Genomic DNA, 26,788 nt, shown 5'->3' on the forward strand with positions numbered 1-26,788 from the left:
TTACAGCTAACCCAACCCATAAGCTGGGCGTTGAGTGGATGACCGGAAGCTGTGTTGGCATTTTAGGATTGAGGAACTCAATTTGCGATTGAAAAAGTCAGTTTGAGTGAATGGAGGCAAATTTCTCTCAACTTTGAATTGGAAAAGTCAGTTTTGCGGAATGAGCGCCTGAAACACTGCAATCCCGACTGATTTTGTCAGCCGACCGATTCGTTCGCGCGATTTTCCTCAAACATTCTTGTGCGCCCGAAACGCAATCTCCCATCGGGTTCCGCCATATATTCAACCGTCGCGACAATCGGTGGACGGCTCTTGTCGCAATAGCGCACGGTAATGGTGTCGTCCCTGATGGCAGGGCAAAGGCCGGAGCCATAGAGAATGTCCGCCAGCGCGTCGAAGGTCGTTGCCTTGGCGCGATAGGCTCCGGTCCAACGTACCGCCCAAATGTCCTCGTTGGCTTTGACGCGGTAGCCCGCCCGCTCTGCAACGACCATGACTGCGCCCAGCACCGTGTCCGCGCGCACATTGAAGTCCAACACGGCGGACGGGTCGGCGGGTTTGGAACGGGCTGCCTGCGCTGGATAGACGGACCTCACCTGCCATAGGGCCTCCGCGCCAGCCATAAAGAAACACAGGCCGATCATAGCCAAGGGGATACGGTCAACCCATCGCATGAACCTGTCCGAACGCCAGAAACGGTGAACGGGAATGAGCCGATTCCATCGGACCCGCAAAGGGCGCGCGCGGCGCGCAACCCGCCATGTCCGTTGCAGCATATTGGCGCGGTGGATGGGCTGGGGAAGCGTGGCAATCATGATTCGTTCTTTGGGTGGCGGGAGCGTCGGCGCTGGCGGCCCTGCGACAAGCGAGGCTTGATGATCGGCGCAGACGCACTCCGCCCGTTCCGCCAATATTTCGACTCGCGCGAACGCCCATGCCAGTTCCTGCGGCGAGATGCGGTAGGATCGCCCATAGCGCGCCTCGACATAGGCTCGGCGGATGCAACCGAAGGCGCGGCGCTCGAACCGGCTGACTCGCGGCCACGCTGAACACAGGCGCGCGTCGAGCGCTTCGGCGGCTTCGCGCAATTCGTCCAGCGCGTGGGTCCGCGGGCCGTGGAGGGTGATCGACCACAGCACGCATTGATAGAAATGTTCGCACGCCTGATGCAGCAGCAGCGCCGCCAACGGCGCGTTGCCCTGATCCCGGTAGAAGGTGGCGCCCGCCAGAAAATCGCATCCGTTCCTGTGCCAGCGCCGATACTCCGCGACGCCGCGTATGGCCCGGTCGCGCACGGGGAGATCACGCGGCGCTTGCAGGCGCAGGCCATCCATCTGGTAGAGGGCTATTCCTTGCTCCGCGATGGTGACGAAATGCGGAACGCCCTCGACAAGAGCGCTGTTGATCCGCTCCAGACTTTCGACGGTTAGCCGCACCGGGCGGGTGATCTCGCCAAACTCCCATGCGCGGCGCAACCGGTCCCGCACCAGCCGCCAGTCGCCTTCACTGCGGGCGAGGCGGGGATAATTGACGATCGCCAGCAGGCGGAACGATTCTCCCGGCGCGAGCTGTTCCCAATTCTTCTCGGCATGGGGGCCATGCAGGATCAGGGTCAGAATCTGGCCCTCCCGATACTGCTGCGACAGCCTACCCTTGGCTGTTTCCTCGAATGCCTCGAACAGGATCGTTGCGACGCGAAGAAGCTCAGCCCGGATCGGCATGGGCAGATGGTCGGCATCGGTTCGCAGCATCATGACTGCACCTCCCGCTGGCGGCGCTCAAATCCCTGTGGGCGGGGGTGGCCGGTTCCGTCTGCCACGCGGTCTAGCAAGGCGCGCACAAGCGGACGGACCCTATCAGGCGTGAAGCCGCCGTCATCTATGGGTGGGTCGCCGATCAGGTGCGGATAGCCCCATTTCCAATAGGGCGAGAGGATGACCGCGAGCCGCGCCATGTCAGGGCAGTCATGCCCAAACCCTGTAGCGTTGGCGTAGGCCAGGGCCTTCGCAATGTCCTGCTGGATATGGGCCGCGTTCCAGTCATCGGGGAAACCAATGTCCAGAAGATAGGCGCACAACGCCAGCTTGGCGATGGCGCCCGCCTGATGCAGCGTCACGCGGACGTGTTGCGCGAAGAAACCCGCCTCGATCGGAGCGAGTGCGATTTCCGCGCTATCATAGCGGTCGCGACTGAGCGCACGGCCTGTCTTGGTGCGAACAAGGGTGGCGGGTTCGTCCTCATAACGTTGGTGAAGCGACGCCAACGCCGTCGCCCAAGGCGAGGCGATCGTCGAGGCGGTGATAGGCGCTACGGTCAAGCCATGCAGCAATGCGCGTCTGGAAGTGACGATTCTCGAATCGAGCGGTGGGCAGTTGCGTAAGCTCATCAGCCTTCCTTCCTTCAGCCCTCGGATACGCAGCAGTCGCACCGGAACCTATAACCGGCACCGCTTATAGCGCGAAAGGGAGGAAATATGCAATAAGCGGTGCCGGTTATTCTGCTTCAGGTTGAACAGGTGCCATGCGCGGCTACGACAACTATATGGGAAGACCGCCGCTCAACTTAAAATCGACCAATGTTCGTTTGCCCGAAGGGTTAGGCGAACGAATTGACAAGCTAGTCGGGCGTCAGCGGCGTGCGGCTTTCATCCGGGACGTGCTGGAACGCGAAGTCGAGCGGTTGGAAAGCGACAAAGGCAAAGCAGGATGAATGACTGCCGGTTAACCGAACAACTCATGCTGGTCCCTACCAACGTAGGAAGGTTAGCTTTACTCTTGAACCGGTCATTCGCAGGTCGACGAATTGAAGGGCGGCCGTGCGCCCGCCGACAAGGGGATGGAGCTGCAAATTTGCATAGTGCATCGATGTCCGATGGAAATTCGCACGCTTCTCGCCTAGGTCGCCGGTGATGATATCGGTCGCCAATTCGCCCGGGAGGCAGAGCTGAACAAGATTTACACGCTGGGATATGAAGGCGCCACCGTTGCAGATTTTATCGCGACATTGAGGCAGGCTGGTATTTCCTTGCTGCTCGATGTGCGTCAGTTGCCTCAGTCCCGCCGGCCGGGGTTCTCCAAGCGTGTCCTGTCGGAAGCGCTGGAGGAAGCAGGCATCGGTTATCGGCATATGCGACAGCTGGGCGATCCCAAGCCTGGGCGTGACGCCGCGCGCCGTGGTGACATGGTCGCGTTCCGCTCGATTTTTGGAGCCCACTTGGAATCCGAGGAATCGCAGATCGCCATCCAGGTTGCAGCCACCGTGTCCCAAGAGGAGACAGTGGCGCTCATGTGCTACGAGCGTGCACCGAAAGATTGTCATCGATCTATTGTAGCGGAAAGGATTCGCGACATAGTATCGGCGGAGATCGTTCACCTTGGGGTACAGCCTGGTCGAGCGACCGGGAGAACCATTGATGGCGTTAGTACCTGAGGGATCACTAGAACACGTCGAAGACGAAGCCTTCATCATCGTAAAGGCGGCCCCTCGTGCAAGCCAGACCTATGGTGAGACGGTCTGCATTGCAGCGATCGACCATAATGGTTGCTGGGTGCGGCTTTACCCGGTGTCCTTTCGCGATCTTTCCGACGCTCAGCAGTTCGGTCGATGGGATCGCATCACCTACCGCTGGCGCAAACCGACTGCCGCAGCCGATCGCCGTGTCGAATCCCGCCGTGTCGATCAGGGCAGTATCGTCATCACGGGAAAGATGCGCGATAGCGACCGACACGCGTTCCTGAACCGAGCCGCCGTCACCTCGCTCAAGGCGGAGCGGGAAAAGGATCGTAGCCTCGCGGTCCTGCGCTGCGAAATCCTTGAGTTCTGGCCTGAGCGCCAATCGGCCGAGGAAATGGAAAGGCAACGTGCCGTCTATGATGGCATGCGGCAGCAGAGCGACTTCTTCAGCCAAGCGAACCTCATTCCGCGCGAAGCGTGCCCATTCGTCTTCAAATACCGCTACCGTGATGATGATGGCGTGCATGTCGGCACCTGTCAGGACTGGGAAACCGAGGCCACGTTCCTTCGCCGTCGCGGTGAAATGCATAGCGAGCAGGCCGCGCTCGATTGGATGGTCCAACGGTTCGGTGTCGAATTTCCAAGGGACGGTATGGCGCTTGCCATGGGAACGCACAGGTATCGGGCAGACCAATGGCTGATCAACGGCGTGCTCAGGATGAAACCGACGAACCAGATGACGATGCTATAGCCGTGGCGTACCCAGCACTGCACGAAGCTTAACCGGACGGAGCGACCGGATTGCCGACCCCGAAGTATATGTTGCTGGTTGCGAAGTCCCGAGCGGCCTGTCTTTCCGCCGTCGAAAGCTACAATAGGGCTTCCTCGCTGTATCGCGAGGAGACCTTCGCCATCCTGATGATCAACGCTTGGGAGCTGCTACTCAAGGCTCGCATCATGCGCGAGCATGGCGGCAAGGCCAGCGCTCTGCATGAATTTCGCCAGCGGAAGAAGAAGGACGGGACGCCGAGCAAATTTAAGGAGGTCAAGATCACCCGGTCCGGCGCACCGATGACGATAGGCATCGACCGTTGCTGGAACCTGGTGTCCAACTACTCCAAGGACAGGATCGACGCCCATTGCATTGCTAACATCGAGGCGTTGATGGAGATTCGCGACAGCGCAACCCACTTCGTCGCCACCGATGCGCTGCTCCGCAAGAAACTCACCGAGATTTCGTTGGCTGCGGTGCGCAATTACGTCGAGGCGGCGCAGTCCTGGTTTTCCATCTCGTTCTCCGATCTCAACATTGCGTCGATCCCCATCTCCTTTGACCTCGATCAGAAGGAGGTTGATGCAGTGGCGAAGAAATCCGCCGATGCGGTGATCAAGTTCCTGGCGCACATGCAAAAGGTCGAGGCTGCCTTGCCCAACGACCAGTCGCCCTATTCCTTCACCGTCCGCGTCGATTTCGATCTGATCAAGAAAAAGGATGGCGCTGCCGTCAAAGCCGCAGTCGTCGCAGGAGCGGAGGCCGATCTGACGGTCACGGTGGAAGGGGATAAGGTGCCAGCGGGTTTCAGCCTGACGTATGATGCGCTGATTAAAAAGCTCAAGGAGCGGTATTCCGACTTCAAGCAGAACGTCGATTTCCACGCTCTGATGAAGGCAGTGAAATCGAACGAAAAGCTCTGCTACGAACGATATCTCGATCCCGATAAGCGCAAGGGCACCAAGAAATCCTACTTCAACCCCAACGTATTGAAGGAATTCGACGCGCACTATACGCGGAAGGAGGCAACCCTGTTTGAGCCGGCGCCTACGTAACTTCCGGCGCGAGCGAATAGCTGGTGCTGCGCCCGCCAGCGGGGTCTTTCACAAGGATGCCGCGTTGAATCAGATCGCTGATGTCACGCAATGCTGTGTCGGACGACGCCTTGGTGATCGCCGCCCATTTTGCATTCGTCAGCTTGCCCTCGAAGCCCTCCAGCAAGCGGCTGACGACCTTACGCTGGCGTTCGTTCAAAGGCTGATCCGCAACCGATTCCCAAAACCGGGCCTTGCGCATGACGCTGGCGAGGATGGTTTCAGCCCGGTCGAAAGCGCGATCAAGGCAACCGATGAACCATAACAACCAGGGTGTAATGTCCAAGTCGCCCTTCTGCGTCGATTCCAGCATATCGTAATAGGCTTTGCGTTCGATGCGGATTTGCGCGGACATGCTGTAGAAACGCTGCGCGGTTCCCTCCGCGCGCGCCAGTGCAAGATCGGCGATGGCACGGGCGATCCGCCCGTTGCCGTCATCGAAAGGGTGGATGGTGACGAACCACAGATGCGCGATCCCGGCTTTCAGGGCAGGATCGGGCGTTGCCGTCTCGAACCAGTCAAGGAAACGCGTCATTTCCGCATCCAGCCGCTCCGATCCCGGTGCTTCATAATGAACACGCTCACGGCCTATCGGCCCCGACACAACCTGCATCGGTCCGCCTTCGGCGGCGCGCCACGCGCCTACGGTGATCCGGCTCATGCCGCTGCGCCCAGTGGGGAACATCGCCGCGTGCCAGCCGAACAGCCTTTCGGCGGTCAACGGCTGGACATAGTTCTGCGTAGCATCCAGCATCATTTCCACGACGCCTTCGACGTTGCGATCCGCTTCGATCAAGCCGCCGATGTCCATACCGAGACGGCGGGCGATGGAGGAACGCACTTGTCCCCTGTCTAGCATCTCCCCCTCGATCTCGCTGGATTTAAGGACATCTTCAGTCAGGGCGTAGAGCACGGCCTCCGCACGTAGCGGGAAGCCAAGCGCCTCCATATGGCCGATCAGCCGCCCCTGCCGATGACGCATGGCGGCAAGCGGCTGAGCAATTTGCTCGTCGCTCCAGCGCAGGTTCGGCCAATCGGCTTGCTCATGGATGTATGTCATTATCACCGCACCTTCTGCGGTGATAATAGTGGTCATTCACCGCAAAGTGCAAGAGTATTCACCGCAAAATATGCAGCGAATCTCCTCCGGCTGTAAGTCGTCAAAGCGCGTCCGGCGCTTTTTAGTCTCGCCGTTGCGCAGAACGGTGTCGGGTAGCGGAATGGGCGGCCTTGCCCGCCCATATCAGCAATGTTCCATCAGGTCGCCGATCTTGGTGGCTTTCACGTAACGGGCTGGGTTCTCGCTGACAGCAAGCGCTTTGAAGTGAGCTTCGCCACAGGCGATCTTTGCGGCTTCGTTGTCGCGCAGGTCGTCTGTGAACAGACTGCCCTTGGTTTCGACCACGAAATAGAGATGTTCCGCTCCGTCAACTTGCACCAGCACCGCCCAATCGGGATTGTAGGTGCCAAGCGGTGTGGGGACTTTGAACCAGCCGGGCAATTTGGCGTAGACTTTCACTGCCTCGTTCTTTTCGAGCTGTTCGGCGAAGGTGCGCTCGACGCCGCCGGAGTCGTAGATGACGTGCTCGAACACGGATTTCTGGGCATTCTGAAGCATATTCTTCAGGTAGCCGGTCAGTTCCTCCTGCTCGAACAGCTCCTGAGCGTAAAAATGATCGTCGCCGATCCGCTGATATTTGATGCCGTCCACAAGTGCGAGGCGTTTGGTGCGGCTGATGGTTTCCGCCGCAAGCTCGATGAAGGCTTGGGGATTGCGCTTGAAATCGTCAAGCCTGTCGCTGCTGGTCAATATGGTGACGAGGCTGCGGCGCGTCAGTTGTGTACGGTCCTGAAGGTCGGTCAGTACGTCGGGAAGGGCGATGTCGCCCTCCTCGATGGTCACGGGGCCGGAGGTCGCGGTTTCGGTGGCGATCACGCCGCCCTGGCCGATGGCGAGGTCTGCCTTGCGGATGATGGCCTTCGCTTTGGTAATCGGCGGGGCGCTGGCGATGGCCTTGGTGCAATCCTCAATCAGCTTGGCGTTGTCAAAGTGGACGCGATACGTCGTCCGGTGCTTGATGCGGTCCCATAGCGCCTGAAACTCGGCGCTATGCAGTACTTCCTTGCGCACACGCACCGCCTTGCGGTCGTCGGCGTTCTTGATGTCGAGCCTGCCCGCGATCTTGCGCAGGACCGCCTTGATCTGCGGAAGGTGCGCGACGTGTTCGTCGGGAACCGTCAGCGTTCCGTCTTTAAGCGCAGTGCGCAGCTTGTCCTGCACCTTGCCCTTGGCGTCGATGAAGTCGGCGTTTTTGAGATATTCGCAGATCGCGGCGGATTCCTCGAAGCCCAGCATGGTGAGCGTTCCGTCTTTCCGCTGGACGGGGATGGCCGCGAACTGGTGCTTCTCGACGATGCCGAAACGGATGCCGGAATCGGCCTCGATCTCCTTCTGGAGATTTTCGGCAAAGGCTTCGTAGCTCTCGGTGGCGATCACGGTGAGGGTGTTGATCTCGAAGCCGCGCAGGCGTTCACCCTGCTGATTGACACAGAGACGCAGGCCGCGCCCGATGGTCTGGCGGCGTTCACGCTCGGTCCCGATTTCGCGCAGTGCGCAAATCTGGAACACGTTGGGATTATCCCAGCCCTCTTTCAGCGCCGAGTGGGAGAAGATGAACTTGAGCTTCGTATCGAAGCTCAGCAGCTTCTCCTTGTCCTTCATAATGAGGTTGTAGGCGCGTTCGGCGCTGTCGCGGCCCGCCTGATTGCTCTCGGCGGTGTTCGTCCATCGCTTGTTCTTGTCGATGGAGAAATAGCCGTCGTGGACGTCCTCGGCGTCGGTTGCGAGGTCCACTTCCTTGAACATGCTCGCGAATTCGGGTAGTTTGGCGGCCCGGCGATATTCTTCCTCGAAGATCGTCGCATATTTGCCTTTCACCGCGCTTCCGTGTTCGTCGTAGGAACGGTAATGTTCCACGGCGTCGATGAAGAACAGGCTCAGCACCTTGATCCCAAGCGGCGCAAGACGGCGCTCCTTCTCAAGATGCTCAGTGATGGTGCGGCGGATCATCAGCCGCCTGATGGCGTCGGCGTCTACGTCACCGATTGCCTGACCGACAGTGAGGAAGGACTCGGACCCCGCTGTTTTTACCTCAAGCAGAGAGTCGCCGCTTGCCACGCGGATTTCGCCGATGCGGCAATCCTTGTAGATGGCGCGACCTGTTGTGTCCTCCAGGTCGTCGCCGTCCTGCACTGTGACTTCCTTGCGGCGCACCTGCCCGCCCTGCTGCACGTCGATTTCGACGCGGGCGGTCACGGCACCGCGCGCATTGCTGGCGGATAGAAAACGCAGATAGGCTTTGTTGTGCCCACCTTCGATTTCGAGCGAGGCCACTTCGATCTGCTTGACCAGCTTGCGCTCATAGGCGTCCACCGCGTCCAGCCGGTAAACCATGTGGTGTTTGTCGGCATGGGTCGCCGAATAGCGCAGCGTGCAAAGAGGGTTCATGGCGCTTAGGGCTTCTTTGCCACGCCCTTCAAGGCCACCGTCCACGCTCTGCGGTTCGTCTACGATAATGACTGGGCGGGTGTTACGGATAAGATCAATAGGGGCTTCGCCACCTGTTTGTTCATTCGCGCCCTTGCCGTAGATGTTATTTACGTCCTTCTTGTTGATCGCGCCCACGGTCACGACCATGATTTGAACGGTCGGGCTGGTGGCGAAATTACGCACCTGACCCAGCTTGGCGCTGTCGTAGAGGAAATAGTCAAAGGGCTGGCCGGAATAGAGGGCCTTAAAATGATCCTCAGTGATCTGAAGTGATTTATAGACGCCTTCCTTGATGGCAACGGACGGCACCACGATAACGAATTTGGTGAAGCCGAAGCGTTTGTTCAGCTCGAAGATGGTGCGCAGATAGACGTAGGTTTTGCCGGTACCCGTCTCCATTTCCACGGTGAAGTCGCCGGATGCGAGGCTCGCGGATGGCGGCAGGCCATTGCAAAGCTGAATCTCGTTCAGGTTGGAAATGATCTCGTCGTCGAGCAGGGTCAGGCGATTGCCGATACCCAGCGCGTTTTCGACAAGGCCAAGCTCCTGCTGCGCACCGCCACCAGCTTGTCTGGTGACGGTAAATTCTGTGCGGTTGATTTCCTGTCCGCGAAACAGGTCGCAGACGGCTTCGATGGCAGTGTGCTGGTAATCAAGGTCCGGTTCGAAATGCAGTTTCATGCGCGTGCCCCCTCGATTAGCACTATGCGCTCATCGTGGCGTGCGCGGTTGGCATCCTCGTTTGCTGACACGGATTCCAGTGAAGCGATATAGGGGGCGGGCAACTCATGCTCTTGCGCGCCCGCGATGACCAAGGCGCGATACCAAGTGTAGGGACGGAGTGCGGGATCGGTGTCGGTTGCCCGATAAGCCCTGGCTTTTACCAGATCGCCGTCACTAAGAACCTCGACCTCGATTTCTTCGTAACCGGCACCCAGACCCTCGGCTCTGTCAAGCGCGGCCTTCTCTTGGTCCGCGATCTCATAGAGTACACCAAAGACCGAAAGGCCAGGGGTGGCGCTAGCGACAATGTCGCACTTGCCCGATCCGTCCTTGCTCCGCTTGTGCCAGCGCAGCTCATGGCCGGGTAGCTCGGCAATACCGAGTGGGCGTGCGGATGGACACCGTTCGCGCAGACGCGCGACAGGCATATTGGAACCAAAGGCGAACGAGACGAAACTACCCGCGCTCATTACAGGCTCCTCACGTCGAGGATACCGTTCTGGTTGAGGACCGCTGCCATGTTGGCTTTCGCCACATCATCGACGAAGCCGGAATCCTTGAACACAACGCGGGTATCGACGGCGGGAGCCAACTCCTTCCGCCACGCGACGATGCCATTTGCGAGCGTTTCGACGGTATCCTTGGTAAGACCATCGGCAAGGCAAACGATCAGCGCGCCGCCACCGATGGAATGAACTGCCTTTCCGGCAATGTCCTTCTTCTCGATGGGGACGCACAGGTCGAGGCCTAGCTTGAGCAACAGCTCGTAGAGCACGTCCTGCTCGGTGCGGCCCGCCACAAGATGTTCGGTGCTCGCGAGCAGAGTGTCTTCCAGCGCGGTGGGATTTGGATCCCATGAAACGAGGTTGGAGGTTTCCAGCTTATAGACACGAAAGCCTAGATCGCCTGCCAAGCCTGGCGCATCAGCCTTCAACCTAGCGGCAGTTCGGCGCAGGCGCTCCTTGGTTAACTCTGCTATATTTTGCGGCTTTTCGATACGCTTGCAAAAATCGGCTGCAACCTTCTGATCCTTGTTGCTCGCGTCGAGCGGCTCGGGAAGTTGTACTAGCATGTAACGACGTTTCCGGCCATCTGCCGCATTTTGAGCCAAAGTGGCATGAGCAGAGGTTCCAGACCCGGCAAAGAAGTCTAGAACAATGTCGCCGTCCTCAAGAGCGGAGAGCTCAATGACGTGTTGCAGCAAACCAACTGGCTTCGGAAATGTAAAAACCTTTTCACCGTCAAACAGAGCTTTAAGGTCGCGAGATGCCTTCTTGTTCCCTTCCAGCTTTGACCAAAAATTAGAAGGCTGCTTCAGGCGACCCTCAAGATAGAATTTCTGGTAAGGCTGCCACTCGTAGCTATTACCCTTCTTGGCCTTGGCCCATTCAATGAGTCCCTCTTCGACCATTTCGTTAAATCGGTCGAGGCCGCAAATCCAACGACTTTCGTACCCAGCCGGTGCAATCGGGTAAACCACCGTCTCGTCGGGCGCCGTGAGAGGGTAAAACATGCTCGGCCGATCTTCTCGGCGATCCTCTCCGCCCGTTCTTCTGAGGGTGCGGGTAAGGTATCTACCTTGATCGTCTTCCTTGTCGTAGATTTTGGCATCTTCCTCGGTGAAGTTCACCCCCTCAATTTTCGCATCTGGACTGCGAGAATAAACCACGATGTAGTCAATTTCTCCGACTAGGGCTTTATTTCCTCCACCGGTCGGGGTTCCAGTCGCCCTTGAAATACAGCCCACTAGGCATTCTGGACCGAATATCTCGTCGCAAACTCCCCTTAGATTATGAACCTCAGATTCATCGATAGAAATGAAGATCAAGCCATCTGCACGGAGTAGCGACCGAGCCGTCTTGAGGCGAGGATACATCATATTGAGCCAGTCCGTATGGAAACGGCCCGACGATTCGGTATTGGAAGATACCTTTTGCCCGCCTTCATCAATCTGCCCAGTCAAACTGAGATAATTCTTGATGCTGTCCTGATAGTCGTCGGGATAAACAAAGTCCTTCCCAGTATTGTACGGCGGGTCGATGTAGATAAGCTTGACCTTGCCTGCATAGCTTTTTTGCAAGAGTTTCAGCACCTCAAGGTTGTCGCCCTCGATCATGAGGTTCTGCGTGTTATCCCAATCGACGCTCTCATCCGGGCACGGCAAAAGTGTGCCGGTGGACGGCGTCAACGCGATCTGCCGTGCCTTGCGCTTGCCGTGCCAGTTCAGCCCGTATTTCTCGTCCTTCTCATCGACGGCTCCACCCAGCAGTTGACGGAGCACATCGAAGTCGATGCCACCATCCTTGAATGCATCGGGGAACAGAGCTTTCAGGGAATCGACGTTCCCGGCCACAATGTCGGCGCTTTTGGTAGCAGGATCATCCAAAACGAGTTTCTTGAGTTCAGGCATGTAAGGCGGCTTCCCTGTGAGTCACAGTTGGTTCATGTAAGCAGCGAGGTCGGCCTCGCGGCGCTGAATTTCGAGGTTAAGGTCCACGCGGCGGCTAAGCTGCTTCTCGCGCTTCGCCTTGGCGCGCAAACCTTCAATTGCTTTAGAGAGTCTGGCGTGCGCGTCCAGCGCCTCGTGGCGGCGGTCGATGGCCTCATGGTCGTCGGTCGCGGCGTACACGCCCGTCACGCAGGCGGCATTGATTGCCTCTATCCGCGCAATCCAGCCCGCATAGAGGGCGAACAGGTCGGTGCGCGGCTGCTGCGCCAGCGCGAGACTTTTCAGGAACGCGACCTGCGCGGAATCTAGGGCACCCGCCCGCAGGCCGCTGGCCGTGACGACCTGCTCGATCACCGTGCGGCCTGCTTCGTTCTGCGCATGGCGCTTATGCGCCGCCGACATGGCAAGGCCGCCTTCGTCGGCGGTGACAAGCAGCAGCGGATAGGGAATGGCGCGGTGCATCAGCTCGATCAGTCGAGCCGCCTTGGCACCGGAACGGAATGCGCAGCCGACAACAGCGATCTCAAGATATTCGCGAGTATCGTCGGAAAAGGTCGGCACGCCGATGGTGGCGGGCTTGCAGGCAGCGAACCATTGCAGTTCGTCGATCCCGTCCTGAATGGCGCCCTTATCGGCGGCGGTCGGCGCACCCTGCTCGATCAGCAGTTTCTTTGGAACACGGGCATCGACGCGCGCGCCGGGCGGGAGTCCCAGCGCATTGACGATCGTGAGGAAGTCCGTGCTTGCCGTCATGCGCTCTCCGTTTCCGGCAAGATGACGAGAAAGGCGATGACCTCGAAGTCGTTGATACCGGCAAACTCGCCCCTCAGGCCGTGGGTGCCGCCGGGGCTGAACAGGCTAGCGACTGCGCGCTCCTCGCTCTTGCCGGCGATCGAGGCGACGGCCCGCGCAAGAAGTGTCTGATAGTCCTCCATATCTCGCCCGAATTTGGTTTCCTTGTCGAAGCGCGCACACGCTCCGGCATCCGGTAGGTCGCGACCGATGGCGGCTTTCTTGAGCCGGTCGAGCACCTGCTTAGCCTGCGTATAGGGTAACAGCACCTGGCCATCATCGCCGACATGGACGACGAAATTGGGACTTAAGGGGTATCCGGGTTCGGCGGCGCGTTCCGCTGCTTCACCAACAGCTCGCAGGCAGAAAATGGCGCCGGGCGGTAGGTCGTTTTCAGAGGCGGATGCGTCGGGCGCTGGCACGACGGCATAGGTGCCGGGCGGCAGGCTCTCCAGCCGCTCGCGGTGTTCGCGTATATATCCGGCCAGGTCGATGCGGAAATCGTTGAGAGTGAGGTCGGCGATGGAAACGCCGCTGGACAAGTCCTCAAGGTCGATCACCGCATCCTGCAATTTTTGCAATTGGGCACGGCGATATTCGAGGTCGTTCATCTGGTTTCCAGCCTGAAACTCGATGACGTTTTCCTCGCCGGTCGCCGACACGTCGAGCAGCACCATGCGCCCGCTAACGCGAGATTCGAGGTCCAGATATTCGTCCAGCTCCATGTTGGGCCAGAAATTAACCAACTGGATGCGGGTATTGGTCGAGCCGATTCGGTCGATGCGTCCGAACCGCTGGATGATCCGCACGGGATTCCAGTGAATATCGTAGTTGGTGAGAAAATCGCAGTCCTGAAGGTTCTGGCCTTCAGAAATGCAATCGGTGGCGATGAGCAGGTCAATCTGGCCTTCGGCGCTTAATTCCTCGGGGCGCTCTTTTGAGCGCGGCGAGAAGGCCGAGAGGATCGAACTCATTTCACCGCGTAGTCCGCGCAGGGTCGTCTTGTTCGCGCCCGTCCCGGTGACGACAGCGGTTTCAAGGCCAAGCTCGTTTTTCGCCCAGCTCGAAAGCTGCGCGTAGAGATAGTCTGCCGTGTCCGCAAACGCCGTGAACAACAGGATTTTGCGGTTCTCGCCATTGATCGGCGCAGCGACCTTGCTGGCGATTACTTCGCGTAGCGCGGCCAGCTTGGCGTCGCGTTCCGACGTGACGGCCTGCGCGGCGGACAGCAACGTCGCTAGGCGGTTGCGGTCCTCGATCAAATCCTGTCGCCAGCGAACACGGTCAACGTCGTGGAGCAAAACCTTGACCTTGCGTCCCACCAGTAGAGCCTCGAAGGCGGGATCGTCTATATTGACATCATCTACGGCGATCTCGTCCACGCTCTCCTCGTGGGCGTCGATTTTCGCCAGCAGCGCGTCCACGTCGGCAAGCTGGCGCTTGATGGTGAGCGCGAAGGACGCGACCGAGCTTTCCATGCGCTTGAGGATGTTGACGCGCAGCAGGTGAATGAGACTTTCCTCGCGGTCCACCTGACGGAAAAAGCTTTCGCCGCCCCTGATCTTGGTGCTGTATTTCTCATCATAGACGGCCTGCTTGTGGGGCACGACGTAGCGCAGCGGCGCATAGGCCGCGAGCGTAAGCCGCCTGATCTCGTTGTTGATCTCGCGGATGGGGCGGAACTCTCCGGCCAGGTCCACGTCCGCCTTGATGTTAACGGGGCGCAGGCGCTCCGGGAACTGGCCGGTTTCCTCCGTGCCGTAATAGCGTTGGACGTGTTTGCGGGACCGAGCGATGGTCAGTAGGTCGAGCAGCTTGAAATAATCGAAGCCGAGCATGTCCATGAGGCGCGCGGGGCGGCGGTCGGCTTCGGGTAGGTCCAACCAGCGGTTAAACTGCGTCTGCGCTTTGCGGATGGTCGCCTCGATGCTCTGGATACCGTGGCCCATAAGCGCGAGGTCATTGCCCTCGGTCATGAAAGCAATCTGATTCTTGAGGTCGGCCAGCCGGTTGTTGACCGGTGTGGCGGACAACATGAGTACCTTAGTTTTGACGCCCGATTTGATGATCCGCTTCATCAAATGATCGTAGCGGGTATCGCGGTCCTTATGGGTCGCTTTGTTGCGGAAGTTGTGGGACTCGTCGATCACGACTAGGTCGTAGTTGCCCCAATTGACGTGGCTGAGGTCGATGTCACCCGACAGGCCGCCCTCACGAGACAGGTCGGTGTGATTGAGCACGTCGTAGTTGAAGCGGTCGGACGCAAGGATATTGCGGCGGTCGTTGGCTTTGTAGAGCGTCCAGTTGTCGCGCAGGCGCTTAGGGCATAGGACCAGGACGCGGTCGTTGCGCAGCTCGTAGTATTTGATGACGGCAAGCGCCTCGAAGGTTTTGCCGAGGCCGACGCTGTCGGCGATAATGCAGCCGCCGATACGCTCCAGCTTGTCGATGGAACCAACGACACCGTCGCGCTGAAACTTGAACAGCTTTTTCCAGACGGTGGTGTTGCGGATGCCGGTGGCGGATTTGATGATCCGCTCCTCGTCCAGCTCATCGCCGATGTCCTTGAACAGCTCGTAGAGCACCTTGAAATACAAGAGCGACGGTGGTCGGTGCGCCGCAGCATCGTTGAGGCTGGCGGTAATCTGACTTGCTGTCGGCTTCACGCTGGACCAATTCGCGTGAAACCAGTCGGCATAGGCAGCGGCTTCCGCATCCGTGTCGGAAAGCTGGACAAGGCCAAGCCGGTCGCCCGGCGTGACGCCCAGGCCCTCGGTCGTGAACGGGCATGTACCGGTCAAAACATGGCGATTGTCGTTGTTGGTTACGACGATCATGGATTGGGGCGGCGCTGTGGGGACGTGTCGAACCTCGGCGTGCTTGTCCAGCCATTCACCGGCCACTTTGGCGAGCCAACGCCCTTGCAGTTTGCCTCGCGCGGCAATGTCGCCCAGCCCGCCGTAGAGGGAATCGACGACCGCGCTGTCGGCACCGAGAAGAATACGGCAGCGTCCGACCTTTTTCAGGTGGTCGTGAGTTTCCGCAAATGCGTAAAGCGAGAAGTCTGGTGACACAAGATCAATTGCTGAACCCGCTTGAAGCCAGTTCCGAAGCCGATCAATAACGCGCTCATTTCCGCTATTTCGTAGAAGTTGCATTCAAGGTCCGCTCAAATGGAGGCCGAGGGCTGATTAACCAGTTTACCCTTATATGGAGCGTCCTTATTTTCTGCTTCTCGCTTGTGGGTCTGCGTGATGTCGTGGCTATTTTGCATTCGTTTGCGGGTATCTATCAACACGCCCAACGCCTTCTCGATCCGCAACGCCATTTCCGGTGACAGTTTCACGCGCTCATTGAGCAAGGTCGAATGTGTCGCGCACGTCACGCCCAGCACCTCCGCCGCAGCCGTGACGAACCGGGCCAGCGGCTCGATGATCTCATGCTTGATGAAACCGCCGGGATGGGCGGGGTTCTTCAAGCGGATGTCTGCAATCGCGGCCATAAGCCTCGCCCCCCTGCATCGTGCGCCGTTGAGCGACACTATAAAGTTATCGTAACGCGGACAACCTCGCTCCTCTCCCTATCTTTACCCCATCTCAGCCCCTGCTGCCTTGTCGGCCGCAGGCGTAGGCATAACCACCTGCGCGATGGCGGTTTGCACCTCTCCAGCGCGCTCGCTGATGGCGGATACCAGCTTGCCGCGATCGTTAGTGAAGATGGTCGCCGATTCTTTGGCGCGGGAAATCCCCACGTAGAAGCTCTTTTGATCGACAAGGTTGGTCGCGCGGCTGTCGGCATGGATCATCACATGATCGGCGGTGCGGCCTTGGGCGGCAAAAGCGGTGTCCACATAGGCATGGGCAATGTGCCGGTCGCGGGCGGAATCGAGGTTCAGCGTCTCGATCCTGCCCTGCGCGGTCTGGATCGTGGCGGTACGGATCTGTTCGTCCACGGCGATCACTTCGCCGCGCCCACCGTTGATCCGGCCTGACTCGCGGTCGTTGCGGGTGAACCGGATGCTGTCGCCGGTTTTCAGGTCCATTGGCTGCGGCGTAAACGTCTGCACCTTGCCCGCACCCCATTGCCGCAACCGCCAATCCACCTCGTGCCCATCCTCTGATTTGAGCGTGATGGCGGCTTTAGCCGAGTCGATGGATTCCACGCGGTAGGCTTCGCCGCGCGTCACGCCCTTGTCGGCATAATCGCGGGTGAAGCGAACAACATCGCCCTTGTTGTAGCTCAGGGGATCGCGGGCTTCGGCACGGGTCAGCCCTTTGTTGGCAAGGCTCTGCATGGTGACGGCGGGGCCGGTCAGTGCCCCCGATCTGGAAAGCGCGGCGCGAATGTCGGCGGTCAAGGCATCGCGCCCTTCGCGCGACGGCTCGATAACGAGGGTGCGGGCGCGCTTGGCCTTGTCCAGCGCCGCATATCGCTCGGCGATGGCAGCGAAGCGTTCGGCGCGGTCGGCATTCTCGACAATTTGGCCGCCGCCATTATCCAGCGCGACCAGGGCTTTCCTGGCATCGCCTTCGATAGACGCCAGCACCGCCTCCTTGGTGGCGTCGTTGGTCTGCCGCACGATCTCGTCCAGCCTGGCGGTTTCCATTCCCGCGCCCTGCAACTGGGTGAAGGCTGCGCCCGCCTCAACGGAACCAAGCTGCTTCACGTCGCCGACAAGGATGACGCGGGCATCATGCTTGTCGGCCAGGTCGAACAGGCGGGCGGTATCGCGGGCGGATAATAAAGAAGCCTCGTCCACGATCCACGCGGCGGACTGGCCCGGTTGGGGCCGCTCAGGCGACAACAGGTGCCGTGCAACGGTATCGCCGCGCGTGCCCAGTGCCTCGCCCAACACCATCGCCGCCGACGCGGTGGGGGCCAATGCCGTCACGGCCATCCCGCGCGCCTCGGCCTCGCGGGCAAAGGTCGCCAAGACGGTCGTGGTCTTGGCGGTGCCCGCGTAACCCTGCAAGGCGGTGATCCGGTTGCGGCTGGTCAATAGCTGCTCGGTGGCGGCGCGCTGATCCGCATTCCAAGAGAAACCTGCCCGTTCCGCCCGTGCCGATGCGGCAGCGATGGCCTTGGCGGCAGCAAGCTCTGACGCGATGGGCGCGAACACGCCGCGCCCCTCCGCCTCGATCCGCAGCATCCTGGATTCGGTTTCGACATTCTGACGGGTGGTGAACCCCGCAAACTCCGCACCGCGCCGATCCTGAAAGGCCCGGTCGATCAACTCGCCCTGTTTCGTCGCTGCCCCTATGGCGGTCCCGATCTGCGCATAGCCGATCTTGCCCAGCCCGATCCGTCCGGCTTCTTCCTGCAAGGCGGCTGCGGAAAATACTGATTGCCGTTCGCCCAGCTTGTCGACCGCATGGGCAACGGCCCGATCCGCCATCGTCGCTTGGTGATCTATATCGGCGTGACGGGAAGGATCGGCGGCCTTGGCCTCGGCCTGTTCGATCATCGCCAAACGCGCCTCCGGCTCAAACCCGGCCTTGCTCGCCGTCTCGCGCCAATCCGCGACAAGGGAGGCATGATCGGTCGCGACCTTGGCTTGCCGGGTGTCGAGCGTGGCAACCTGCTTCTCAACGGCGCTGGCCGTGTCGCGGGACGTGCCGCGTTCCGCCAATGCCGCCTCGATCTCGGCGCTGCGGGTGCTGAACGCAGCCATCACTTCGGCGGATAGGCCCTTGATCTCGAACATCGAGTCCTTGCCCGTCTCGATCTCATAACCCAGTTCGCGCACCTTCAAGGCCAGTTCCTGCCGGTAGATCGCGCCGATCTGCTTTTGAAGCTGGTAGATGGCGCGCGGCTCAAGGCTGCGCCAAGCGCCATCCTCGTCCCGCGTCGCGTTCATGATGACATTGTGCGTATGAAGCTGCGGGTCCTGAGCGCGACTGGTGCCATGCTGGAAACTGGCGATCACAAGATTGCCGGTCGCCTCACGGGTGACGGTGCCGCCGTCGCGGACGCGGGTGGCGGCCATATGTTTCTCGACATGGGCCATCGCGGTACTGACCGCTTCGCCATGCGCGGCGATTAACCGCCGGTCGCCCGCCACCTCGGCGATGATGGAAATTGACTTGGGCGCGCTCAATGTCACGTCCCAGCCGGGGCGATGCTCAAGCTGGCCGTCGCGAAAGGTGCCAAGCTGCTGATCGGCGATCCTGCCATCCAGCAGGGCGCGGAACTGGTCGCGGTTCACCTCGCCGGACAGGCCCAACGCCTCCGCGCCCGCGCCCTGCCATTCGGAAGGTGAAAGCCCGCCTTCCGAATAATAATCGTCGGCTTCATAATAGCTGCTGGCCTGCGCCGAACTGGTCAGCGCCGATACCGACGCCACCATTACACCGGCCCTTGGCTGGCGGGTGAGGGCGGGGTCGGCGACGGCACGGGTGCAGCGGCTGCCGTCTGCTTCCAAAGCGTGGTGTCGGGATCGCCCGCAATGAATCCAGGTTGGCGAGGTGCGCCGCGCCGCGCGACATGATCGGCGGTGAGCCTGATGCGCGCCACCGGCAAGCCATCAGGGAACAGCAAATACCCCTCGAACTTGGGCAGGCGCAATTCGCTTTCCAACACGGCGGGCCGCATCTTGCGCATCCGGCCCAGGGTGGTGCGGGCTTCGTCATCGCCCTCGGCCAGCGCGTCGGTCATGGTCTGGATTTCGACCTCGCACTCGCCGATGGTCTGGCTGGCCCATTGCCGGGTTTCGCTGTCGATGGTTTGCAGGAACAGCTTGGTATTGCAGCAGCCCAGCATGGATTCGGCGATCTGCGGCCCATAGCGATGCCGCATCTGGCCCAGCGCCTGAAAGGTCAACACCACGGCGGCCCCGAACTTGCGCCCTTCGGGCAGGAGTCGCGCCAGATTATCGACGCGGGGCAGGTCGGCCAGTTCGTCCAGCACGAACCAGATGCGCCGGTCGGGCGAGGGGGGAAGCCCCAGCACGGCGCTTGCCGCGCATTCCAGCCAGCAGGCGAGCAAGGGCTTCGAGGCCTCGAAATAATCCTCCTTGCGGGGGACGAAAATCCACGGGCGCGCCCCGGTGCGCTTATCCAGCCCGTGAATGAAGTCCCGGAAGGCAAAAGGTTCACCGCCGCTGCTGTCCGCGCGGAGGAACTGTATCAGGTTCGCGGCCTTGGCGAGCATGAACAACACGCTGCCCGTTGCCCGGTCGGCATCCTCGGCGAAGGTCCGCGCCGACGAACTGCCTGCCAGCCAGATTTTGAGGTCGTCTTTCGTTCGGTCCTGAAGCGCGTCCAGCAGGTCCGGCAAGGTGCCTTTGCCTTCCCGCCACAAGGCGCGGATCATATTGGCGACAAGGATGCGGCTGGTTTCCAGCCACACGTCGCGGTCACTCTGGCCCGTCTCGGTGATAAGCTGGTGCGCGATGCGATCGGCGTCGGCGGGATGGGCGATCTCGGCGAAGGGCGACCAGAAGGCGCATCGGGCATCGAAGGGATTGAGGATGATGTCGCCGCGCTCGGGCCGGTAATAGTGCGCGATGAACTCGCCGCTGGTGTCGTAAACCAAGGCAGCTTCGCCGCGTGCCTCGATCCCGTCGAGCAACTGACGCAGCGCCGTGGTCTTACCTGAGCCGGTCGTGCCAATCATCGACAAGTGCCGGGTTTCCAGCCGCGACGGGATCGGCACTGTGCCGATGGCGAGCGCGCGGGAATCTGCTTCGGCGCCGGTCATCTTGGCAAGCTGCTTCTCGGTTGTGACCAGGGTTCCGGCGATGACGCGATCCCGCAAGGCGCGTTCACGCCGCCGCCGGACGGCCCCGCGAAACAGAAACAGGCAGGACAGCCAAGCGGCGAAGCCGAGTCCGCCCCCGCGCTTGGCATCAGCATAGGCCAATTCAACCGATTGTCGGCAATAGGGATGCGCGATCACGGCGCGGGCGGACCGGCCGGGATAAGTCTGGCCGCCGATGCGGACGCTGACCTCGGCATCGGCGAACGTGCCCGAAGCGAGCCACAGCTTCGCCCTCGCCACAGACCAGGCGGTAAGGGCATCCACCCTGTCCTGATCCAGCGTCGCATAAGGCGCGGCGACCGCGCCCAGGGCAACGGATGACAGCATGATACCGGTCTGCCGCTTGAAGCGGGACCACTGGTTGCCGCGATATTGCCGCCGCAAGGCGTCTGCGTGGATGCGGCGATCATGGGGTTGTATCATGGCCGCTTCTCCTGGGAGAGTCTGCGCTGGCGATCATAGGCGGCGTTGATCTCGGCGGTGATGACCTCATCGCTCTTGCGCGCGCCGGTCGCTGCGCTGCGGGCGTAGCAATAGGCGGCGCAGGCAGTGAACAGCGCCCGGTCCAGCATCCGTTCGACATCGACCATACGGGTGCTGACCGATGCCAGTTCGGCGACCATTTCACTATCGCCAGTGTCGCGGGCTGGCGGACTTATCTGTGTCGCGATCCCGGCTTTGACGCTGCGCTGGAGCATCGCATAGGCGCTGATGCCTTGCCGTTCGGCCAGCGTCCGCAGGGTCTTGTCGAGCGCCACGGGCAGGCGGAGGGTGTGACGGACCAGCTTCATTGCCTGCCTCCACCGCGACAGCGATCCGCTGTCTCGGAACGTGGCTGAAATCCAAGCTTTGATGGCCGACGAGAAACGGTGCTGTCTGATCGCTGTCCCGAAAAATGACGGAAAAGCTGGATGCACCCGTGCGTGAGGTGTGTATCTGAATTGCTGGCTCGATGCGTAGCATCGCAGCCCCGCAATATTGCCACATGTGCGTCCGGCTCAGGCATGGTCCGGCCCTTTCCGGCTATCGGACGGGGGCACCGGTTCCGGCTCTCCGAACTGCTTCGCCACCCATTGGGCGATGACAGCTCGGGCCGCCTGGTCAGCCTTGTGTCGGTCGATCTCCCGGAGGGCGCGCGGCTGGTCGTAAAGGTCATGCTCGATGATCCAGTCACGAATGGCCCGCTCGACTGCTTTCTGCATCCGTCTGTCGAGCCGGTCGGCTTCGACGGGATCGAGATGAGCGGTCACGCCGGGAGACTCGATCAATCCGCCAAGCGGAAGATAGCTCGTGCCCGCGTTCTGCAAGGGGCCGTCGATACGCACGGTCGAAACCTCGCCCCGGTGAATATGGAGCGGCGGACGCTCGTTCAAATGCCAATGCGCAATGGAGCAACGATAGGTCTCGCCGTCCTCGCTATCGGCGAGTAGCTTCTTGATGAGCGGCAAGGCGACGCAGGCAGTGCGATAGTCGGCGGTGAAGCGCAGAGTGACCTTGCGGCCCGTCCAGAGGGAATCGGCAAGCCGATCCAAGGTGCGATGGAAAATGAGCATGGGATATCCTTTCGTGAAATCACGATGGCGGGTGTTCATTGAGGTTGAGGGGAAGCGCAGGCGCGAAGCGGCCCGCCCACCAATCAGGCTGGGGTTGTCGAGCGGCTGTAAATCAGGCGACGGGTCGTGATTGCGCCAAGCGCCGGATAGACTCGGTCGTCAGCAAGGTTCGCCTGCCGATCTTGATGGCGTCCAGTCCACCAGATTTGATCAGGACGTAAACCGATGACCGCCCGACGCCGAGTGCCTTGCAGGTGTCATTGATGGAAATGGCAAGAGGTTCCATGTGCGTCTCCGTGTTTGCCGATTCGCGGCGAGAGACGGTTCAGGTTGCACACGTTCGCCTGTGCGTCGTCCAGTAATGGGAAGGCCGTGGGAAACTGCCGATGATGCGCGGATACGAAAATAGATGGCGTCGTCCGAAAATCTTTATGCCGTAGCCAAAAATCGGACGTGTTGCTGATTCCTGCCAACCTAACTCAGCGATCCAGATAATGACCCGCATGGGGTATCAGAAAAATTGCTTTCGGGTGCGCAGACTGGGGAATCGGATGTTTCTCCAGTGGCAGTTTCTCGACTGCTCCGCGCCATTTTCTGACTGTAACGTTTTCTATTAGTGGTCTTTAAACTGCTCTTTGTCCACGCAGGCAGGGGTGGATTACAATCTGCGAACACATTAGAACCCGTTTCGGCTGCGTACCTTTTGCGGCAGGCGGGGAATCAAAATGCAAGCGTTGTCGGATTTATGGCATGGCGTAAGCCGTCATCCTTGGAAAACGATAGGCTTAGTCTACCTAGCCTTCAGTGCTCTGTTTACGTTGTTTCAGGCAGTCAACTTCTTTGACAATAAAGTTAAATTTGAGGGATTGATTTACCTCGCTCTATTGACTTCCCTCAGTGTAGCCTTCGCTTTTTGGAGGGTCTGGAAACCTTCCAGAATTAGCATTTCTGTCGATCATACAAATACATCTATTGAAATCGTATTTGGCGATTTATTCCGCATGCCCGGAATAAAAATAATATCGGTCAATAATTTTTTTGACAGTGAGCTTGGAAAGCCCGTGTCGGACAAGAGTCTCCACGGGATATTTATCAAGCGCTCGTTTGGCGGACATCCACAGGGTTTTGATGCACAAGTTGATGCCCAATTGGCAAATGAACCATCTGTCGATGTGCCACAAAAGCAGGCTGGCAAAACAAAATCATATGAGATCGGCACAACTGCACTGATCGATGTAGCGGGTGACACATACATCTTGGTTGCTCTGGCTGAGAGTAACCCGGCTACATGCAAAGCATCTTCGGATGTCACGAAGATGTGGCTTGCTCTTCACGGTGCTTGGCAACGCGCTCGGATCGAAGCAGGTGGGCACGATATCAATGTGGCTTTGGTCGGAAGTGGGTTGGCGGGGCTTGGACTGCCGACGCGTGATCTCCTAAATCTGATCATTCTTTCTGCGATAACTGAAACGAAGGCGCAAGAAATTACGAGAAAAATCAGGATTGTTCTCTATCGTGATCGCTTCGAAGATTTAGATCTTCGTGATGTTAAGCAGCATTGGGAAGAATAGTATGGCTTATCGAAACGGAACCTACGTAGCTTTTCATGCCAATGGGACGAATATCCCCGGTGGAAACTCGGATATTGATTATTATAATTTATTAAAGGCGTGGTCATCCAAGACAGATGACGATTTTACGATGTGCAATAGCCACGAAAAAACAGCGGCAGTCAGAGATACAAGTAGCAGCGAACGACTCATGGAAGTACTGCGCGATCGCCTTAAAAATTCAAAAAATATGATCCTGATAATCGGGACTACCACAAAGCTTGATGACGACTGGGTTCCATTTGAAATAAGTCAAGCTGTAGACAAGTTTAAAATACCCATCATTGCTACTTATACGAATATATCAACGCCGATTAAGAATCCATCGGTATATAAGGCGAGGTGGCCTGCAGCGCTAGCAACAAGAATTAACAACGAGACCGCGAGCGTTATCCATATTCCCTATAAGAAAACTGTATTGCTTGATGCTATTGGACAATTCAGTCACAATAAGTTGCCCAAGGGCAAGGGTTTGGGCTTCTACAACGATGATGCATATCGGAGCTTTGGAATCGTTGGCTGAAAACCTGAAAGTCGTCCAAGTCAGTGCCTTTAACTGGCCGCAGAGGGAACGGCAACTTACGTAAATCTCTCACTCGTGGGTTGCCAGTCCGCTACCGCCATTCTCAGCGGGAAACGGTGCCGAATTGAATGGCTGCTTTCGAGCGTTGCGATTTGGCACGGGAATGACGACGAAATGGTCGAATCCGGCCAAGCAGTTCGCCGCCAGACGAGTCATCGTAAGTTGGAATTGCGAGTTAGGTTCGCTGGAATCGGCGGGGAGTCGGTTAACTGCCCTTGGCAGGGGCGATTTTCTCCAAATGCGCGCAAATTTTTTCTGCATAGGGAGCCAGAAGGTCGCCGCGTGGCACGTCGCCGGACTCGTCGGCATGTTCCTCAAACCATTCCGAGAGCCGCTTCTTAATCGCCCTGATCGCCGCTGCCCGGTTGCTCAGGTCCAGCGCGCTGAACCGACCGTCGCCGATCAGAGATATAAGAGCGTCGCTATAGGCATATTTCGCGTTCCGGCCTGGACCACCGGCCCGCTTGGGCTTGATGCCGAGTTCCGTGATAATTTCGTCGGGGTCTTTCTCGATCTTGATCGCTCCGGAAATCCGGTTCCCGCCCGGCGCGAGGCAAAGCGCCCGGACGGCGGCAAATTCTGATAGAAGCAGGACCCGCAAATTCCCGAAGAAATAACGGCGCTCCAGATAAATCGGGGTGCCCCTCCAGTTGCGGTAGTAGGCCCTTGGTGCGCTTTCGCGCTGGAGATAGGCAAAGAGCTTTTCAAGCGTTTCCCGCGTCTCGTTGCTGGCGTTGGCGTAGATTGCCTCTCGCGGCTTTCGCAGCCTTCCGGTCCCGTATTGGAAACGACGCCAGAGCAACGCCATGAACAGCGGAATGAGGCAGGCTGCGATAGCTATGCTCAAGAAGCTATCGGCAACCGCTTTGGATGCCAGCGCCGCGAAAATGGAGAGTATCAGGCATAATGCGGGAATTGTGAGAATGACGGGAACAGACCACGTATAGACTGATGCTTGCCGTCCTATGTGATCTTCTACCGCCTGGATGACGCTATCCAGCTCATCGCGCGCCTGGTCTTCATTTTCATTCAGGATGCGCAAGGCGATTCTCCGAAGTGAGCGGTCATCGTCATTGCGATCCATCATTTATCCCTCATCGTCGGACTGGTGTATTGCCGCTATCGCGCAACTGGTCCAGATAGTTGCTCCACCATTGCGCCATTTCAATACGTTCGCCCCAATAGGCGGACTGGTTGTAAATGCGTCGCACGCTGCCCGCGACCATATGTGCGAGCGCCCGCTCGATGGCATCGGGATTCCATTTGCCCGATTCGTTCAGGAGCGAGGACGCGGACGTGCGGAAGCCGTGCGCGGTCATCTGGTCCTTCGAATAACCCATTCGCCGCAATGCCGCGTTGATCGTGTTATCGCTGATCGGCCTCGCGCGCGTCCGTATTGACGGAAAGGCGTAGCGCCCGGAGCCGGACAGGGATCGCATCTCCGAAAGGATCGCCAACGCTTGCCGGGACAAAGGCACCGAATGGGGCTGGCGCATCTTCATCTTCTCTTCCGGGATGATCCAGACCGCTTTGTCGAAGTTGACCTCTGTCCATTCCAACTGTCGGATTTCACCGGGGCGCTGGAACACATGCGGCGTGAGTTTCAGGGCATACATAACGGCGGGATCGCCCTGATAATCCTCTATTGCCCGGAGCAATGCGCCGAACGTCGCGGGATCGGTGATCGCTGGGAAGTGTTTGACTTTCGCTGTGGTCAGCGCACCTATCAGCAGTTGAGCCGGGTCGCGCTCTGCCCGTGCCGTTGCCACCGCATAGCGAAACACGCGGCTGGCGAAAGATCGTAAGAGATTCGCCGTCTCCAGTCGGCCTCGCCGTTCATGTTTCCTCAGTTCATGCAGCAGTTCCTGCGGCGTGATCTCCGTTATAGGACGCTTGCCGAAATCGGTGCCAAGCAGCTTCACGAACCAGCGCATCTTTTCCAGCGTCGGCTCCGCCAGCCCCTCCCGCGTTTTCTTCTCGATCAGTTCCTCGGCCACGCTGCCGAAGCTGTTGCTGGCGCGGATGCTTGCCTCGATCCGCGCTTGCCGTTTGGCACTGTTCGGATCAATCGAATGAGCAAGCTGTCTGCGGGCGGCATCACGCGCCGCGCGCGCCTCGGCCAGCGTGATCTCCGGGTAAGACCCCAGTGCCAGTTTGCGCTCCACGCCATTCATTCGGTATTTGAGGCGCCACAGCTTGCTGCCCCTTGGGTTGACCAGTAGGTAAAGCCCCTGAGAATCTGTCACCTTGTAAGGCTTCGCTTTTGGCTTGGAGTTTCGGATTGCCGTATCGGTCAGCGCCATTGGGGGCCTCGATAATGTGGGGGCCTCGCGAGGCCCCCAAGACAGGCCCCCATCGTCTGCGGTTACAGGCAAATAGAGGCGGTCGCTGCCAATCAGCGATTACCTGTAAACTAGCGGAAATAAGGGGTTTTTTCAATTATCAGCGAGC

Annotated in this window: 22 protein-coding genes; 6 read left to right on the top strand and 16 right to left on the bottom strand. The window is 59.2% G+C overall.

What is annotated here, in order from left to right:
* Window positions 1–197: 197 nt before the first annotated feature.
* Window positions 198–1,754, bottom strand: a complete 1,557-nt coding sequence (locus tag HHL26_RS08785; protein WP_169576068.1) for a HEPN domain-containing protein — start codon at window positions 1,752–1,754, stop codon at window positions 198–200.
* The gene (locus tag HHL26_RS08790) at window positions 1,751–2,386 is read right to left on the bottom strand and encodes a hypothetical protein (protein WP_169576069.1); all 636 of its coding nucleotides are present in this window, start codon (window positions 2,384–2,386) and stop codon (window positions 1,751–1,753) included. Before HHL26_RS08790 ends, HHL26_RS08785 begins: the two co-directional genes overlap by 4 nt.
* Window positions 2,387–2,520: 134 nt before the next feature.
* On the opposite strand from HHL26_RS08790, the gene HHL26_RS08795 reads away from it, so the two are divergent.
* From HHL26_RS08795 to HHL26_RS08810, 4 genes are all read left to right on the top strand, one after another.
* Window positions 2,521–2,709, top strand: coding sequence for a hypothetical protein (locus HHL26_RS08795; protein WP_169576064.1), 189 nt, complete (start codon window positions 2,521–2,523; stop codon window positions 2,707–2,709).
* A gap of 285 nt (window positions 2,710–2,994) precedes the next feature.
* Window positions 2,995–3,429, top strand: coding sequence for a DUF488 domain-containing protein (locus HHL26_RS08800; protein ID WP_346765574.1), 435 nt, complete (start codon window positions 2,995–2,997; stop codon window positions 3,427–3,429).
* A complete protein-coding gene (locus HHL26_RS08805) occupies window positions 3,413–4,204 on the top strand; it encodes a hypothetical protein (protein ID WP_169576070.1) in 792 nt (263 codons plus the stop codon). Before HHL26_RS08800 ends, HHL26_RS08805 begins: the two co-directional genes overlap by 17 nt.
* A 68-nt stretch (window positions 4,205–4,272) precedes the next feature.
* Window positions 4,273–5,280 (top strand): DUF3644 domain-containing protein, encoded by a 1,008-nt coding sequence (locus tag HHL26_RS08810; RefSeq protein WP_169576071.1) that lies wholly within the window; start codon window positions 4,273–4,275, stop codon window positions 5,278–5,280.
* On the opposite strand, the gene HHL26_RS08815 is transcribed toward HHL26_RS08810, so the two are convergent.
* From HHL26_RS08815 to HHL26_RS08870, 12 genes are all read right to left on the bottom strand, one after another.
* A complete protein-coding gene (locus tag HHL26_RS08815) occupies window positions 5,273–6,379 on the bottom strand; it encodes a Fic family protein (RefSeq protein WP_169576072.1) in 1,107 nt (368 codons plus the stop codon). The two genes, HHL26_RS08810 and HHL26_RS08815, sit on opposite strands and share 8 nt — an antisense overlap.
* A gap of 183 nt (window positions 6,380–6,562) precedes the next feature.
* Window positions 6,563–9,550, bottom strand: coding sequence for a DEAD/DEAH box helicase family protein (locus tag HHL26_RS08820; protein ID WP_206377409.1), 2,988 nt, complete (start codon window positions 9,548–9,550; stop codon window positions 6,563–6,565).
* Entirely contained in the window at window positions 9,547–10,062 is a 516-nt protein-coding gene (locus HHL26_RS08825) for a gamma-glutamylcyclotransferase family protein (protein ID WP_169576073.1), read from the bottom strand. The genes HHL26_RS08820 and HHL26_RS08825 overlap by 4 nt, the downstream gene beginning before the upstream one ends.
* Window positions 10,062–12,002, bottom strand: coding sequence for a site-specific DNA-methyltransferase (locus HHL26_RS08830; protein ID WP_169576074.1), 1,941 nt, complete (start codon window positions 12,000–12,002; stop codon window positions 10,062–10,064). The genes HHL26_RS08825 and HHL26_RS08830 overlap by 1 nt, the downstream gene beginning before the upstream one ends.
* A 21-nt stretch (window positions 12,003–12,023) precedes the next feature.
* On the bottom strand, window positions 12,024–12,794 hold the full coding sequence (locus HHL26_RS08835; protein ID WP_169576075.1) for a DUF4391 domain-containing protein: 771 nt from the start codon (window positions 12,792–12,794) through the stop codon (window positions 12,024–12,026).
* Window positions 12,791–15,991 carry a helicase-related protein gene (locus HHL26_RS08840; RefSeq protein WP_169576076.1) on the bottom strand — a complete coding sequence of 1,067 codons (3,201 nt, stop codon included), beginning with the start codon at window positions 15,989–15,991 and terminating at the stop codon, window positions 12,791–12,793. Before HHL26_RS08840 ends, HHL26_RS08835 begins: the two co-directional genes overlap by 4 nt.
* Before the next feature lie 11 nt (window positions 15,992–16,002).
* On the bottom strand, window positions 16,003–16,335 hold the full coding sequence (locus tag HHL26_RS08845; protein WP_169576077.1) for a HigA family addiction module antitoxin: 333 nt from the start codon (window positions 16,333–16,335) through the stop codon (window positions 16,003–16,005).
* A gap of 84 nt (window positions 16,336–16,419) precedes the next feature.
* Window positions 16,420–19,179, bottom strand: coding sequence for a MobF family relaxase (mobF, locus tag HHL26_RS08850; RefSeq protein WP_169576078.1), 2,760 nt, complete (start codon window positions 19,177–19,179; stop codon window positions 16,420–16,422).
* Complete coding sequence (locus HHL26_RS08855) at window positions 19,179–21,014, bottom strand: type IV secretion system DNA-binding domain-containing protein (protein WP_169576079.1); 1,836 nt, start codon at window positions 21,012–21,014, stop codon at window positions 19,179–19,181. Before HHL26_RS08855 ends, mobF begins: the two co-directional genes overlap by 1 nt.
* Window positions 21,011–21,382: a hypothetical protein gene (locus HHL26_RS08860; protein WP_169576080.1), complete on the bottom strand. Its 372-nt coding sequence runs from the start codon at window positions 21,380–21,382 to the stop codon at window positions 21,011–21,013. The genes HHL26_RS08855 and HHL26_RS08860 overlap by 4 nt, the downstream gene beginning before the upstream one ends.
* Before the next feature lie 207 nt (window positions 21,383–21,589).
* Window positions 21,590–22,144 carry a hypothetical protein gene (locus HHL26_RS08865; RefSeq protein ID WP_206377410.1) on the bottom strand — a complete coding sequence of 185 codons (555 nt, stop codon included), beginning with the start codon at window positions 22,142–22,144 and terminating at the stop codon, window positions 21,590–21,592.
* Window positions 22,145–22,256: 112 nt separating this feature from the next.
* A complete protein-coding gene (locus tag HHL26_RS08870; RefSeq protein ID WP_169576081.1) occupies window positions 22,257–22,430 on the bottom strand; it encodes a helix-turn-helix domain-containing protein in 174 nt (57 codons plus the stop codon).
* A 439-nt stretch (window positions 22,431–22,869) separates the two neighbouring features.
* On the opposite strand from HHL26_RS08870, the gene HHL26_RS08875 reads away from it, so the two are divergent.
* Both HHL26_RS08875 and HHL26_RS08880 read left to right on the top strand, forming a co-directional pair.
* Window positions 22,870–23,715 carry a macro domain-containing protein gene (locus HHL26_RS08875; protein WP_206377411.1) on the top strand — a complete coding sequence of 282 codons (846 nt, stop codon included), beginning with the start codon at window positions 22,870–22,872 and terminating at the stop codon, window positions 23,713–23,715.
* Window position 23,716: 1 nt separating this feature from the next.
* On the top strand, window positions 23,717–24,277 hold the full coding sequence (locus tag HHL26_RS08880) for a TIR domain-containing protein (RefSeq protein WP_169576082.1): 561 nt from the start codon (window positions 23,717–23,719) through the stop codon (window positions 24,275–24,277).
* A gap of 265 nt (window positions 24,278–24,542) precedes the next feature.
* Here the strand turns inward: HHL26_RS08880 and HHL26_RS08885 are convergent, their stop codons facing one another.
* On the bottom strand, window positions 24,543–25,424 hold the full coding sequence (locus HHL26_RS08885) for a hypothetical protein (RefSeq protein WP_169576083.1): 882 nt from the start codon (window positions 25,422–25,424) through the stop codon (window positions 24,543–24,545).
* A gap of 7 nt (window positions 25,425–25,431) precedes the next feature.
* Window positions 25,432–26,640, bottom strand: coding sequence for a site-specific integrase (locus tag HHL26_RS08890; RefSeq protein ID WP_169576084.1), 1,209 nt, complete (start codon window positions 26,638–26,640; stop codon window positions 25,432–25,434).
* Window positions 26,641–26,788 lie beyond the last annotated feature (148 nt).

Source organism: Sphingobium sp. TB-6 (assembly GCF_012927365.1).
Classification (GTDB): Bacteria; Pseudomonadota; Alphaproteobacteria; order Sphingomonadales; family Sphingomonadaceae; genus Sphingobium.

Excerpts from the sequence above, each read along its gene's own strand:
- HHL26_RS08785 (WP_169576068.1), bottom strand. The coding sequence starts at position 1,754 with ATGATGCTGCGAACCGATGCCGACCATCTGCCCATGCCGATCCGGGCT.
- HHL26_RS08790 (WP_169576069.1), bottom strand. The coding sequence starts at position 2,386 with ATGAGCTTACGCAACTGCCCACCGCTCGATTCGAGAATCGTCACTTCC.
- HHL26_RS08795 (WP_169576064.1), top strand. The coding sequence starts at position 2,521 with ATGCGCGGCTACGACAACTATATGGGAAGACCGCCGCTCAACTTAAAA.
- HHL26_RS08805 (WP_169576070.1), top strand. The coding sequence starts at position 3,413 with ATGGCGTTAGTACCTGAGGGATCACTAGAACACGTCGAAGACGAAGCC.
- HHL26_RS08810 (WP_169576071.1), top strand. The coding sequence starts at position 4,273 with ATGTTGCTGGTTGCGAAGTCCCGAGCGGCCTGTCTTTCCGCCGTCGAA.
- HHL26_RS08815 (WP_169576072.1), bottom strand. The coding sequence starts at position 6,379 with ATGACATACATCCATGAGCAAGCCGATTGGCCGAACCTGCGCTGGAGC.
- HHL26_RS08820 (WP_206377409.1), bottom strand. The coding sequence starts at position 9,550 with ATGAAACTGCATTTCGAACCGGACCTTGATTACCAGCACACTGCCATC.
- HHL26_RS08825 (WP_169576073.1), bottom strand. The coding sequence starts at position 10,062 with ATGAGCGCGGGTAGTTTCGTCTCGTTCGCCTTTGGTTCCAATATGCCT.
- HHL26_RS08830 (WP_169576074.1), bottom strand. The coding sequence starts at position 12,002 with ATGCCTGAACTCAAGAAACTCGTTTTGGATGATCCTGCTACCAAAAGC.
- HHL26_RS08835 (WP_169576075.1), bottom strand. The coding sequence starts at position 12,794 with ATGACGGCAAGCACGGACTTCCTCACGATCGTCAATGCGCTGGGACTC.
- HHL26_RS08840 (WP_169576076.1), bottom strand. The coding sequence starts at position 15,991 with ATGCAACTTCTACGAAATAGCGGAAATGAGCGCGTTATTGATCGGCTT.
- HHL26_RS08845 (WP_169576077.1), bottom strand. The coding sequence starts at position 16,335 with ATGGCCGCGATTGCAGACATCCGCTTGAAGAACCCCGCCCATCCCGGC.
- mobF (WP_169576078.1), bottom strand. The coding sequence starts at position 19,179 with ATGGTGGCGTCGGTATCGGCGCTGACCAGTTCGGCGCAGGCCAGCAGC.
- HHL26_RS08855 (WP_169576079.1), bottom strand. The coding sequence starts at position 21,014 with ATGATACAACCCCATGATCGCCGCATCCACGCAGACGCCTTGCGGCGG.
- HHL26_RS08860 (WP_169576080.1), bottom strand. The coding sequence starts at position 21,382 with ATGAAGCTGGTCCGTCACACCCTCCGCCTGCCCGTGGCGCTCGACAAG.
- HHL26_RS08865 (WP_206377410.1), bottom strand. The coding sequence starts at position 22,144 with ATGCTCATTTTCCATCGCACCTTGGATCGGCTTGCCGATTCCCTCTGG.
- HHL26_RS08870 (WP_169576081.1), bottom strand. The coding sequence starts at position 22,430 with ATGGAACCTCTTGCCATTTCCATCAATGACACCTGCAAGGCACTCGGC.
- HHL26_RS08875 (WP_206377411.1), top strand. The coding sequence starts at position 22,870 with ATGCAAGCGTTGTCGGATTTATGGCATGGCGTAAGCCGTCATCCTTGG.
- HHL26_RS08880 (WP_169576082.1), top strand. The coding sequence starts at position 23,717 with ATGGCTTATCGAAACGGAACCTACGTAGCTTTTCATGCCAATGGGACG.
- HHL26_RS08885 (WP_169576083.1), bottom strand. The coding sequence starts at position 25,424 with ATGATGGATCGCAATGACGATGACCGCTCACTTCGGAGAATCGCCTTG.
- HHL26_RS08890 (WP_169576084.1), bottom strand. The coding sequence starts at position 26,640 with ATGGCGCTGACCGATACGGCAATCCGAAACTCCAAGCCAAAAGCGAAG.